The organism is Limosilactobacillus mucosae (assembly GCF_046939755.1).
GTDB classification, from domain to species: Bacteria; Bacillota; Bacilli; order Lactobacillales; family Lactobacillaceae; genus Limosilactobacillus; species Limosilactobacillus mucosae_A.
The window spans coordinates 22,053-34,802 of sequence record NZ_JBKZAY010000012.1 but is presented as its reverse complement, the minus strand read 5'-3'; the positions used below and the strand labels follow the sequence as shown (position 1 = coordinate 34,802).

The following is a 12,750-nucleotide window of genomic DNA, read 5'->3' as shown; positions in this document are numbered from 1 at the left end:
TGGCTGAGAAGTGTTTGCCGTTCCAAATGATAAATCTAGATCATCAATGCGATGCCCATCCACTCCGCCATTGATGCTTCCAATTTCAGTAAAAAATTGATTGCTTTGACCGCAGTTTATAGTGCAATTTACATCAAGATTCCAATTAAATCATAATCGGCAGTTATGAATGACAATCGGCCATGCATCATGTTCAGATAGATGGTGCAAAAAAGGCTGTTGGAGAAATCCAACAGCCTTTTGTATTGCTTAATTATCGATACGCTTTAGTTTGAGCAGCGTACCAGTACTGGCGTCTGCCAAAAATTCGTAGCGTACCAGCTGATCATCTTCAAAACGCTGGATGCCACCGCGATATACCAAAGTCCGCACGGCAAACTGACGATAGGGAATCGGCTGATGGTCAATCCAGCTGCCCTCAACCGTGCCTTCGCGTTTGAAATCATTGGTAATCATTTTTAAGATCGTATTTGCTGAATGCCGTCGGTTGCCCACCAGCTTGCCGGCGAAGAAGCCCACAATACCGGAAGCACCTAAGGTAAGGGGGATCATCCATGGGCTAAGTGAACCATTTGAATCATTCATTTCAATCGCTTCTTTCGTTTAGCCTATGCCATATTTTGACCCAAAGTAAATTGGATGTAACAATTTTAACACAAAGGCAGATCATTATGCATTGTCTTTAAACTTGTAGTAAGCTATACTTACATAAAATAAGTAAAAGGAAGGTGCTTAATGATGGAAACTTTGCCTAAGGTTAACACTGAGCAGCTGCAGGAATATTTGAAAGGGCAGGTCGTCTTGATGTTTACTGCTGACTGGTGCCCTGACTGCCAGTTTATCAAGCCTGCCATGCCGGAAGTCGAAAAAGATTTTGGCGATTTTAAGTTTTATGCCGTTGATCGTGACGAAAATCTGGATTTGGCAACCGAACTGAACGTCATGGGCATTCCAAGCTTTATTGCCTACCGTGATGGTCAAGAAATTGGCCGGTTCGTCAACAAAGACCGCAAGACCAAGCAACAGGTCGAGGATTTCTTGAATAATTTAAAATAAGTAAAAATGGCGGCCGGCAAGTCGCCATTTTTTGATGGACTGGGGCCACGAGCGCGGGTTGTGTGGTACAATTTAGTCTGGTTGTCAAAAGTTTTTGACGAAGCGAAAAAGAATTTTTAGCACCGTTTTAAAGCGATGCCAAGGGAAGGATTTTTGATGTTAATTTCAAGCTATAACCCAAATGAGATGGGTGATGTTTTGGTAGTCGTAACTGGTCAGGCAGCTGATCAAAACGTCAAGCAAAATCAAGACGTGGTTCAGATCGTCAGCGCTCAGGATGGCAGTCTGCTGGGCTACAATTTTCTGAAAGCCAGTGAGGTATTACCAGAACTCAAGGAGCAAAACGGCCAGGTCTTTTTAAGCAAGGATCAGGTCGAAAAGCTGAATGAAAAGATTCAAGCAGCTGGTTTTGATGAAAAATTAACGGCTGATGAAACGCCAAAGTTTGTTATCGGCTATGTTGAATCCATGACCAAGCATCCAAAATCAGATCATCTACACATTACACAAGTTGACTTAGGCGATCAGAAAGTTCAGATTGTCTGCGGCTCGCCTAATATTGCTGAGCATGTCAAGGTCGTCGTTGCCAAGGTTGGCGCCATGATGCCAAGCGGTCAGATTATCTGGCCAGGTGCATTGGTTGGCGTGCCAAGTAATGGGATGATCTGTGCAGCTCGTGAACTGAACCTGAAAAATGCTCCACAAAAGCCCGGCTGCTTGATCCTGCCTGATGATTTTGGTCAAGTTGGCGATGCTTTTGACTTTGCACGCGGCAATCAGCTGTTTGCCTAATTGGCGGCAAGGAAAGGAAAAACGGCATTATGGAAAAGAATTATTATTTTGTAGGCATCAAAGGAACTGGGATGGCTGCTTTGGCACGGGTGCTGCATGATCGTGGCTGCCACGTTGAAGGCTCGGATATTGAAAAAGAGACCTTTACGCAGGCACCATTGGAACAAGCTGGTATTCAGATTCACGATTTTGATCCAGCCAACATCAAGCCAGGGATGACGATCGTGCAAGGAAACGCCTTTAGCGATGACCAGCCAGAAATCGTGCGGGCCAAGGAACTGGGCGACAAGGTTCAAAGCTATCCCGACACGGTTGAAGAACTGGTTGAACAGTATACCAGCATTGGCATTGCGGGAGCCCACGGTAAGACCAGTACGACGGCGCTGCTTTCCCACGTCTTGAGCTCAGTTGCGCCAACGACTTATCTGATCGGGGACGGTGAAGGGGTTGGTACGCCCGATTCGCGCTTCTTTGTCTTTGAAGCCGATGAATACCGGGATCACTTCTTGGCTTATCATCCAGACTATGCCATCATGACCAACATTGATTTTGATCATCCTGATTTCTTTAAGAATATCGATGACGTGCGCGATTCGTTTGAAACGTATGGCAAGCAGGTCAAAAAAGCCGTCTTTGCCTGGGGTGATGATGAAAATCTGCGTAAGCTGCAGCTGGATGTGCCAATCTATTACTACGGAACCAGTGAAAAAGATGACTTCCGTGCGGTTAATATTCAACGGACGCCACAAGGATCTACTTTTGAAGCTTGGTTTAAGGATGAAAAGCTGGGTGAGTTTGAAATCCATCTGTATGGTGAGCACAGCGTCTTGAACAGTCTGGCCGTAATTGCGGTTGCCTACATGGAAAAAGTTGACTTGGCTGACATTGCCAAAGGTCTGGCCAGCTTTTCTGGCGTTAAGCGGCGTTTTGCCGAAAGTCGGGTTGGCGATATGACGCTGATCGATGACTATGCTCATCACCCAAGCGAAATCAAGGCTACGATTGATGCAGCGCGGCAAAAATATCCTGATAAACAGGTGCTGGCCGTCTTTCAGCCGCATACCTACAGCCGGCTGCAGGCTTATCTCAAAGAGTTTGGTCAGTCTTTGAGCGCTGCCGACAAGACGTTTGTCACGCCAATCTTTGGCTCGATTCGTGAAAATGCCGGTCATGTCTCCAGCCAGGATCTAGAAGACTTGATTCCGCAAAGCGAAGGCATTGATATGGATTCCATGGACAAGCTTTTAGCGTATCATGATGCGGTCGTTGTCTTTATGGGAGCCGGCGACATTGAAAAATACGAGGATAAGTATAAGAGTTTGTTAGCAAATGATTAAATCGCTTGTCGAAAATGGTGGCTTTTGCTACCATTTTTTATATAAAAGACAATATTGGTCAAATTAATTTGACTGCTTAATTCAATTGAAAGAAGGGGAGTTTATGTTCAACTCTACACCAGAGCCCGAGCAAAGAAGACGCGTTGTCAATGAAGCCGGCCTAAATGGCTTTTTGACGAAGATGTACGGCTTTGTCGGCCTGTCGGTTTTTGTCTCGGCTATTAGTTCGTTTTTGGTAATGACGACTTTTAGAACCGCCGTATTTGGCTACTTTTCTCAGCACACGGGGATGATGTGGCTGCTGTTGCTGCTGCCGATTGCTTTGTCAATGGGGATCAGTGCTAGTGCCACGCGCAATCCAACTGGCAGCTTTATCATGCTGATGGTCCTATCGATTATGTATGGGGTTGAGTTTGCACTGCTGGCTGGTTTCTATACTGGCGCTGATATTACGGCTGCCTTTGTTTCATCAGCAACGATCTTTGTGGTAATGGCGCTGTATGGGACGGTTACCAAACGCTCGCTGGATCGCTTTGGGGCGCATGCTACGGCAGCCTTGATTGCTTTGATTCTGGCTTCTTTGATTAACATGTTCTTAAACAGCCCAGCCATTACCTACATCTTTTCCTACATTGCCGTAATCATCTTCGTAATTTTGACGGCTTATGATGCACAAAAGATGAAAAACATCTACCTTAATTACCAAGACCAGGTTTCAGTTACTGGTCTGGCAATCATGGGGGCCTTGCAGCTGTACCTTGATTTTATCAACCTGTTTATTCAGCTGCTTCAGATTTTTGGTATGAGCGGTGATCGTCGCGATTAGCTAATTGAATAAAAATTTAGATTGGCTCTGCATCCTAAATGGTGCGGAGCTTTATTTTTTATTGAAACAGATATGGTTCCTAAAAATGCCAGGGGTGGTGAAAGTCTGTTACAATCAAGAAAGAAAATAAAAGAACGAGGTAGTTTAAATGGCAGAAAAACTGTTGTTGATTGATGGCAATAGCATTGCGTTTCGGGCTTTTTTTGCAATGCATAATCAAATCGACAAATTTACCAACCAAAACGGTCTTCACACTGCGGCAATCTATGGCTTTAAGCTGATGTTGGATCACGTGCTGGCAAACTATCAGCCGGATAAAGCCCTGGTAGCATTTGATGCTGGCAAGCAGACCTTTCGTACGGAAATGTATGCTGACTACAAAGGCGGTCGGGCCAAAACGCCAACTGAGCTGACGGAACAGCTGCCGTATCTGCACGAGATGATGCATGCCTGTGGGATTAAAACCTATCAATTGGCCAACTATGAAGCCGATGACATTATTGGTACCTTGGCCAGACTTGGCGATCAGGCTGGTGATGAGACCTTGATCGTAACTGGCGATCGGGATCTGACGCAGCTGGTAACCGATAAAACAACGGTTGCCGTAACGATTAAAGGCGTTACGCAGACCGAGATGTACACGCCGACTCATTTTCAAGAAAAATTCGGCGTGACGCCAACTCAGTTTATTGATATGAAGGCGCTGATGGGTGACAGCTCCGATAATTATCCAGGGGTTACAGGCATCGGCGAAAAAACCGCGCAAAAGCTGATTCAAGAATACGGCTCGCTGGATGGACTTTATGAAAATATCGATCAGATGCGCAAGTCAAAAAGAAAAGAAAATCTGGTCAATGAGGAAAAAATTGCTCGTGAATGTAAGGACCTGGCCACGATTCGCCGTGACGCTCCTTTGACGATCGGTCTGGATGATTTGAAGTATCAAGGCGTGCAGACCGAAGAGCTGATCAAGTTTTACCAAGAGATGAACTTTAAATCATTTCTAAGCAAGATGAACTTTGCGCCAAGTACTGAAGAAGCTGCGGATGCAAAAGAAATTGCATATACCGAACTGACGGCTGACAATCTGGATCTTTTACAGGAGCTGGATCACCATGTAACCTTCCAGCTGGAAATGCCAAATGAAAACTATCATCTTTCAACATTTGCCGGCTTTGTAATCGGGGATGGTCAAAAATGGCTCGTCAGCCGTGATGAAAATCTGCTGCAGACCGAGCCAGTCAAAAAGATTTTAACCAGCGATCAATATACAAAAGACGTTTTTAATGCCAAAGCACAGATCGTCGGCCTCCACCGGTTGGGAATCGAGCTGAACTATGTGGCGTTTGACCTGCTGCTGGCTTCCTACCTGGTTGATCCAAGCGACAACAGCAATGATCTTGGCGAATTGGCCCATGCTCATGACTACTATGACGTCAAAAGCGATGAAGAAGTTTATGGCAAGGGTGTCAAACGGGCAATCCCCAATGACGACCAGATTTTCTTTACTCATTTGGCGCAAAAAGCTCGGGCTATTCACGAGCTGCGGGCTCCGGTTTATGAACAGCTTAAAGAACACGAGCAGATGCCGCTTTATGAAGACATTGAGCTGCCTTTGACCTATGTTTTGGCTAAAATGGAGATTGCTGGCATCAAGGTCGATGCACAAACGCTTAAAGAGATGGGCAGCAAGTTAAAAGAACGCTTAGCTGAAATCGAGCAGGTTATCTATCAAGAAGCAGGTACAGAGTTTAACATTAATTCCACCAAGCAGCTGGGTGAGATCCTGTTTGACAAGATGAAGCTGCCGGTTATTAAGAAAACGCGTACTGGCTACTCCACGGCCGTTGCGGTTTTAGAAAAGCTGCAGGGATATTCGCCGATTATTGGTCATATTCTGGAGTATCGGCAGATTGCCAAGCTGCAGTCGACTTATATCGAAGGACTGCTGAAAGTCATTCACAGCAACGACCAAAAGATTCATACCCGCTATCTGCAGACGCTGACGGCAACCGGTCGTCTTTCTTCAGTTGATCCAAACCTGCAGAATATTCCGGTACGCTTGGAAGAGGGTCGCCAGATTCGGCGGGCGTTTGTGCCAAGCGAGCCTGGCTGGAAGATTTTCTCTTCTGATTATTCACAGATTGAGCTGCGGGTTCTGGCACACATTACCGGCGACAAGAATCTACAGCAGGATTTTATTGATGGTAAGGATATTCATGAAAGCACGGCACGGCGCATCTTCCATCTGCTGCCGGGAGAAGAGGTCACGCCAGATATGCGTCGGCATGCCAAGGCAGTCAACTTTGGGATCGTTTATGGAATCAGCGACTATGGCCTTTCACAAAGCATTCACGTTACGCGTAAGCAGGCCCATGAATTTATCGAAAGCTACTTTGCGGAATTTCCTGGCGTCAAAAAATACGTCACGGAAATTGTCAAGTCAGCGCACGATAAAGGCTATGTCGAAACGCTGACGCATCGGCGACGCTATTTGGACGATATCCACTCCAAGAATTTTGCCAAACGCTCATTTGCTGAACGAACCGCGATGAACACGCCGATTCAAGGCAGCGCAGCCGATATTATCAAGATTGCCATGATCGATATGGACAAGATGCTGCGGGCTCATAATCTTAAAGCGCGGATGCTTTTGCAGATTCATGACGAACTGGTCTTTGAGGCGCCAGCTGCAGAGATTCCAACTTTGGAAAAACTGGTGCCCCAAGTCATGGATTCGGCCTTTAAGCTGGACGTGCCGCTAAAGGTTGAAAGCAAGTATGGCGATACATGGTATGATCTAAAAAAATAAATAAGTTCTAGGCCGTGGCAGTTAAGACTAGCCGCGGCTTTTGTTTTGGAATGCGTTTTGAGCAAAAAATTGGTTGAAAACCGAAAATCAACTATAATCAATAATGATTCTAAAAGAAACGAGGACGATCAAATGCCAGAAATGCCAGAAGTAGAGACCGTGCGCCGCGGGTTGATGAATATTGCCGCGGGCCGCAAGATTCAAGGAATTGACGTTTACTATGGAAAAACGATTGAAAATGACATCGATGAGTTTCGGCAAGACTTGGTTGGGCAGACGATTGAACGGATCGATCGCCGGGGTAAGTATCTATTGTTCCGCTTTACCAATAATTTAACCATGGTTTCGCATTTGCGGATGGAAGGCAGCTATTATCGTCAGCTCAATGATGGTCCAATCGACAAGCATACACATGTAGTTTTCCATTTTACGGATGGTACGGAGCTCTGCTATCGCGATACGCGCAAGTTTGGCCGTATGCGGCTGGTTCAAACCGGTGAAGAGATGCAGGTCGGCGGTTTAAAGACTATGGGACCGGAACCAACCACCAAAGACTTTAAGGTTGACTATTTTAAACGAATTTTGAAAAAGAGTCGCAGCAAGATCAAGCCGTTTTTACTAAATCAAGATCACGTTGCCGGGCTGGGCAATATTTATTGCGACGAGGTTCTTTGGCAGAGCCGGATTAATCCTGAACAGCCTGCCAATACGTTGAGTGATGAGCAGATTCAGGTTCTGCATGACAACATCATCAAAGAGATTGCCAAAGCGACTAAATACAAGGGGACAACCGTGCATACATTTATGAATGCCTTTGGTGAAGCCGGTGCCTTTCAAAATCAGTTGGAGGTTTATGGCCGTGGCGGTGAGAAATGCGAACGGTGCGGTCATAAACTGGTTAAAATCAAGGTAGCTCAGCGAGGCACGACTTTTTGTCCGCATTGTCAGGCTTGGGCAGGTGATCAGAAATGACTAAGGTGATCGGTCTGACGGGAGGAATTGCAAGCGGTAAGTCAACTATCAGCAATATCCTTAAAGAAGTCGGCTGGCCAGTAATTGATGCTGATCAGACAGCGCGGCAAGTCGTTATGCCAGGCAGCAAGGGTCTAGAGCAGATTGTAAGGCGCTTTGGCAGCCAGGTGCTCCAGTCTGATGGTACGCTTGATCGTGCGCTGCTGGGCAGGATGGTCTTTGGTGATCCCAAAGGCCTTAGCGATCTGGATCAAATCGAGCATCCTTTGATTATGGCTGCGATCGATGAACAGCTGACCAGCTTTAAAAAACAAGGGCTGCCCGTGGTGGTTTTGGACGTGCCGCTATTGTTTGAAACGGGAATGGATCAAGAATGCGACTTGACCGTATTGGCAGTCGTTGATCGCCAAACGCAGCTTGAGCGGTTGATAAAACGGGATCATTGCACTGAAACAGCCGCTTTGAAAAGGATTAATGCCCAGATGCCTTTAGAAGAAAAAATGCGTCGTGCCAACGTGATTATTGATAACAACGGCTCGCTTGAACAAACGCGCCGTCAAGTGGCGAAACTGGTTGAACGAGTAAGTCAGCCAAAATGATCATAAGTGTGATAAGATAAATGCATAACCTATTGACAGGAGGAATTCGGTATGCAATGTCCACACTGCCATCATAACGGATCGCGCGTGGTTGACAGTCGTCCCAGTGAAGATGGCACCTGTATTCGTCGCCGCCGCGAATGTGCAACCTGTGGCTTTCGCTTTACTACTTTTGAGCGCTATGAGGAAACGCCGCTTTTAGTAATCAAAAAAGATGGCACGCGGCAGGAATTCAATCGCCAAAAAGTTTTAAACGGGTTGGTCCGCTCGGCTGAAAAACGTCCCGTCAGCATAGAAAAGCTTACCAGCATCGCCAATGAGGTTGAAAGACGCGTTCGCTCACGTGGGGAAAATGAGGTTTCCAGTCAAGTGATCGGCGAATATGTTATGAATGCGCTCAAAGACGTTGATGAGATCTCCTACATTCGCTTTGCCAGCGTCTATCGGCAGTTTAAAGACGTCGATGCATTCATGAATGAGCTGGAGGCCATGATCAACCAGAATCATCAAAAGCATCAAGACTGATTAAGGAGGAGTCGTTATGGCTGAAGTGCAAGGGCGCTTGACGCCGCAAACCGGCTTTATCGTGGCCGCTGCGTCAGACTTTGTACAGTTTGACCAGGCGACTTTTATTGATTTTTACCAACCATTGCTGAGTCCCACCGCGCTGGGGCTTTTTTATGCTTTACAAAGTCAGCTGGTTCCAGAACCAATGCTGGCTAAGCGCCAGGCTCATAGTATTATGCTAGATCGTTTGAATCTAGGCGTGGCACAGTTTGCTGAGGCCCGCAATAGTCTGGAAGGCGTTGAAATGCTACAGACTTTTTATCAGCAAGATGAAATTGGCGGCGTCTATGTCTATGTTCTGCAGCCCACCATGACGCCTGAAGAATTTATTAACGATGATCTTTTAAGTGTTCGATTGCTCCAACAGATTGGCGAACAGCGGTTTAATGAACTGGTCGCTCGTTCAAGACGCTACCAATTTGATACCAGCCGCATGCATAATCTGACCCATGACTACTTTGAGGTTTTTCGACCAGATCGTGCGGCTTGGGATGCGGAACGACCGATTTTAAATAATGCCAGAGCGACGGCGGTTCCTGAAAGCCAGGCAATCCAAAAATTACCGTCCAACAATTTTGACTTCAACTTTTTGCTTGATCAGCTGAGAAATCGCGGCATTGATCTGCAAAGCGTTAAAGAGCAGCGGAAACTGATCATCTCAGAAAGCGTCATGTATAGTATTGATGAGAGCAGCATGGCTAGCCTGGTCTATGATGCGACGGATTTTAGAAGCGGCATTCTGCAGCCCCAGGTTCTAAAGCGAGGCATTGCCGCTCGTTATGCTGGTACGCTGCGGCAACAAGACGACCCGGCACCGACAATCCCGGCGGCAGCTGAAGATCTAACCGACCTGGGCGAGGTTGAGCGTAGCCTGATTCATACGGCACGCCAGTACGCACCTTATGACTATCTGGCTGGAATCAAGCATTCAAGCGGCTCTGGGTATGTCTCGCCAAATGAGCGCAACACCCTGACGCGCTTGGTTGAGCAGGGGCAGCTGCCTGGCGAGGTTGTCAATATACTGATCTATCATATAATCGTCCAAAAAGAAAACACCACCTTAAAGGCCAGTCTGGCAGATGGGATCGCCAATGCCTGGATCAAGGCTGGGGTAAAGACGGCAGCCGATGCAATTCGTGAAGTCAAGAATCATAAAAAGGATAATGATAGACAGGTTTCATCAAAGCCTAAGCGCCGCTATTATTCAAACGGCCGCAGCAATATCAATGAAGAACTGCCGGAATGGGCCAAGCATCCGGAAAAAGTCGTTGATAAAAAGCCAACTGCCGAACAAAAAGCAGAGTTTAAAAAAATGTTGGCTGAATTTAATAAAAGAAATACCGATCCAGATTCAAAAGTATAATGATTGGAGGGATTGCCAATGCGTCCTATCATAGAAACCATTAACTCGATTATCGGCGGGCAAAGCGGCTCACCTCAGTATCAGGAACTGATTAAAAAAGCCTACCAAGATCCTGAGGTGCAGAATTTTTTGCGTGAGCACCGTGCTGAACTGACTGATGAGCAGATCAAGCGGGGCGGGTCAAAACTTTATGAGTTCTACCATGAAAAAATGCTGCTCCAAAATCATCAGACCAGCATTGCCCCAGGCTATACCCCCCAGCTGGTCGTCAGCGCCGGCCGAATCGACGTGGTCTATGTACCGACTGCTCAGCTTAAGGCACAGCAGCAGGCTGCCGAGTTAAGACAGCGCGTGACGACCGTGCGGATGCCTAAATTTATTCGTCAAGCAAATTTTAGCGATATTTATGATGGAAATGTTGACCGCATGAAAGCTACGCAGGCAGCGATGAATTTTGTAGATAGCTACCAACCAGGCCAGTTTCAACCCGGAATGTATCTCTCTGGGAGCTTTGGGGTTGGCAAGACCTATCTGTTAGGCGCTACTGCCAATGCTTTGGCTAAAAAAGGCTTTATCTCAACCATGGTGCATTTTCCAAGCTTTGCCGTTGAGATGAAGGGAGCAATCAAGGATGGCACGATTAATGAACGGCGGGATGCTATCAAAAAAGCACCGATTCTGATGCTGGACGATATTGGTGCCGATTCAATGTCGGCATGGGTTCGTGACGATGTCTTGGGTGTAATTTTGGAATACCGAATGCAAGAAGAGCTGCCAACGTTTTTTAGTTCCAACTTTACCATGCAGCAGCTGGAAGACCAGCATTTGGCCATTGATGCGCAAGGCGCGCGTGAACCTTTGAAAGCCAAGCGGATCATGCAGCGGATTCGCTTTTTGTCGCAGGAGTATCATATTCAAGGCGAAAACATGCGGGCTGGAAATTAAATTGCTGCTTGACATTGTTAAATTGGTTTAGTATATTAGTATTTGTTGAAAGAAAAAGCAGAAGCACCCGCTTCTCGCCTTGGTGACAAGAGTTGCCGGGCTGACGAGTTTAAATGACCGTTGACATTCCTTTGTCAATGGAGTTTAGCGGGGTGCAGTATGCATTCCGCTTTTTTTGCTTGATCTTTCTGCTAGTAAAATTGGAGGTGTGTTGCCATAGCTCAAGGAATGATTGTCAATGACGGTATTCGTGCACGGGAAGTTCGTCTGATCGACCAAAATGGTGAACAACTGGGCATCAAGTCCAAACGTGAAGCTTTGCAGCTGGCTGAGGATGCCGGTCTTGATCTGGTGCTGGTTGCGCCCAAGGCCCGTCCTGCAGTCGCACGGATTATGGACTACGGGAAGTACCGTTTTGAGATGCAAAAGAAAGAACGGGAAGCCCGCAAGAATCAAAAGACGGTCACGGTTAAGGAAATCCGCCTGAGTCCTTCGATCGATACCAACGACTTCAACGTTAAGCTGAAGCGTGTACGGACGTTTATCGAAAAGGGCGACAAGGTGCGAGTTTCAATTCGTTTCCGTGGTCGGGCAATTACCCATAAGGATATCGGACGTGACATGATTGAAAAGATGGCCGAAGAAACTAAGGACATCGCAACGGTTGTGCAACGGCCAAAGATGGAAGGGCGCAGCATGTTCTTAACGCTGGCCCCTGCTGCTGATAAGGCAAAAAAATAATTATTAAGAAGGTAGGAAATAGTTATGCCAAAGATGAAGACTAATCGCGCTGCTGCTAAGCGTTTCAAGCGTACTGCCAAGGGTGGCTTCAAGAGTGCCCAAGCTTTCACCAGCCACCGTTTCCACGGTAAGACGAAGAAGCAACGTCGTCAACTGCGTGGCCTTTCCATGATGGACAAGTCCAACGTAAAACGTTACAAGAAGATGCTTCCTGCCAAGTAATCAGGGCATTTTACGATTAAATAATTTTTAAACAATCTAGGAGGATACCACTATGCGAGTTAAGGGTGGAACTGTTACGCGCGCACGTCGTAAGCGCATCATGAAGTTGGCTAAGGGTTACACTGGTTCCAAGCACCGTCTGTTCAAGACTGCCAAGGACCAAGTTATGAAGAGCGGTCTGTACGCATTCCGTGACCGTAAGGCTAACAAGCGCAACTTCCGTGAATTGTGGATTGCCCGGATTAACGCGGGTGCCCGTCAAAACGGTATCAGCTACAGCAAGCTGATGCATGGTCTGAAGCTGGCTAACATCGACATGAACCGTAAGATGCTGGCTGACTTGGCTGTTAACGACGCTGAAGCCTTTAAGGCCGTAGTTGATGAAGCCAAGAAGGCCCTCAACTAATTTGCGTTTAATACATTGATAAGGTTGGAGCAGTTAATGTTCTGACCTTATTTTTTTACCGCTGTCTTTGGATGGCACGTTAATTGAACCCTTACCGGTTAGTCGGTATAAT

14 protein-coding genes and 1 other annotated feature are annotated in these 12,750 nt (G+C 46.6%); of the genes, 13 read left to right on the top strand and 1 reads right to left on the bottom strand.

What is annotated here, in order from left to right; all coding sequences use genetic code 11:
* Positions 1 to 249: 249 nt before the first annotated feature.
* Entirely contained in the window at positions 250 to 585 is a 336-nt protein-coding gene (locus tag ACLUWI_RS05525) for a hypothetical protein (protein WP_412146500.1), read from the bottom strand.
* 153 nt (positions 586 to 738) lie between these two features.
* Between ACLUWI_RS05525 and ACLUWI_RS05520 the strand changes: the two genes are divergently transcribed.
* From ACLUWI_RS05520 to rplT, 13 genes are all read left to right on the top strand, one after another.
* Positions 739 to 1,056: a thioredoxin family protein gene (locus tag ACLUWI_RS05520; protein ID WP_412146528.1), complete on the top strand. Its 318-nt coding sequence runs from the start codon at positions 739 to 741 to the stop codon at positions 1,054 to 1,056.
* A gap of 156 nt (positions 1,057 to 1,212) precedes the next feature.
* Positions 1,213 to 1,848, top strand: coding sequence for a YtpR family tRNA-binding protein (gene ytpR, locus ACLUWI_RS05515; protein ID WP_412146499.1), 636 nt, complete (start codon positions 1,213 to 1,215; stop codon positions 1,846 to 1,848).
* 26 nt (positions 1,849 to 1,874) lie between these two features.
* Positions 1,875 to 3,185: a UDP-N-acetylmuramate--L-alanine ligase gene (murC, locus tag ACLUWI_RS05510; RefSeq protein WP_412146527.1), complete on the top strand. Its 1,311-nt coding sequence runs from the start codon at positions 1,875 to 1,877 to the stop codon at positions 3,183 to 3,185.
* A 103-nt stretch (positions 3,186 to 3,288) separates the two neighbouring features.
* Entirely contained in the window at positions 3,289 to 4,011 is a 723-nt protein-coding gene (locus tag ACLUWI_RS05505; protein WP_412146498.1) for a Bax inhibitor-1/YccA family protein, read from the top strand.
* A gap of 148 nt (positions 4,012 to 4,159) precedes the next feature.
* On the top strand, positions 4,160 to 6,823 hold the full coding sequence (gene polA, locus ACLUWI_RS05500) for a DNA polymerase I (protein WP_412146497.1): 2,664 nt from the start codon (positions 4,160 to 4,162) through the stop codon (positions 6,821 to 6,823).
* A 132-nt stretch (positions 6,824 to 6,955) separates the two neighbouring features.
* Complete coding sequence (mutM, locus tag ACLUWI_RS05495; protein WP_412146496.1) at positions 6,956 to 7,795, top strand: DNA-formamidopyrimidine glycosylase; 840 nt, start codon at positions 6,956 to 6,958, stop codon at positions 7,793 to 7,795.
* Positions 7,792 to 8,394 carry a dephospho-CoA kinase gene (gene coaE, locus ACLUWI_RS05490; RefSeq protein ID WP_412146495.1) on the top strand — a complete coding sequence of 201 codons (603 nt, stop codon included), beginning with the start codon at positions 7,792 to 7,794 and terminating at the stop codon, positions 8,392 to 8,394. Before mutM ends, coaE begins: the two co-directional genes overlap by 4 nt.
* Positions 8,395 to 8,445: 51 nt before the next feature.
* Positions 8,446 to 8,919, top strand: a complete 474-nt coding sequence (gene nrdR, locus ACLUWI_RS05485) for a transcriptional regulator NrdR (protein WP_412146494.1) — start codon at positions 8,446 to 8,448, stop codon at positions 8,917 to 8,919.
* Positions 8,920 to 8,935: 16 nt separating this feature from the next.
* A complete protein-coding gene (locus ACLUWI_RS05480) occupies positions 8,936 to 10,324 on the top strand; it encodes a DnaD domain protein (RefSeq protein WP_412146493.1) in 1,389 nt (462 codons plus the stop codon).
* 18 nt (positions 10,325 to 10,342) lie between these two features.
* Complete coding sequence (gene dnaI, locus ACLUWI_RS05475) at positions 10,343 to 11,269, top strand: primosomal protein DnaI (protein ID WP_412146492.1); 927 nt, start codon at positions 10,343 to 10,345, stop codon at positions 11,267 to 11,269.
* Between the two features lie 49 nt (positions 11,270 to 11,318).
* Positions 11,319 to 11,453, top strand: a sequence feature (ribosomal protein L20 leader region).
* A gap of 44 nt (positions 11,454 to 11,497) precedes the next feature.
* Positions 11,498 to 12,010 (top strand): translation initiation factor IF-3, encoded by a 513-nt coding sequence (gene infC, locus ACLUWI_RS05470; protein WP_169461908.1) that lies wholly within the window; start codon positions 11,498 to 11,500, stop codon positions 12,008 to 12,010.
* 24 nt (positions 12,011 to 12,034) lie between these two features.
* Positions 12,035 to 12,232 carry a 50S ribosomal protein L35 gene (rpmI, locus tag ACLUWI_RS05465; protein ID WP_033935301.1) on the top strand — a complete coding sequence of 66 codons (198 nt, stop codon included), beginning with the start codon at positions 12,035 to 12,037 and terminating at the stop codon, positions 12,230 to 12,232.
* A gap of 52 nt (positions 12,233 to 12,284) precedes the next feature.
* Positions 12,285 to 12,638: a 50S ribosomal protein L20 gene (gene rplT / locus ACLUWI_RS05460; RefSeq protein WP_006500061.1), complete on the top strand. Its 354-nt coding sequence runs from the start codon at positions 12,285 to 12,287 to the stop codon at positions 12,636 to 12,638.
* Positions 12,639 to 12,750: the final 112 nt, after the last annotated feature.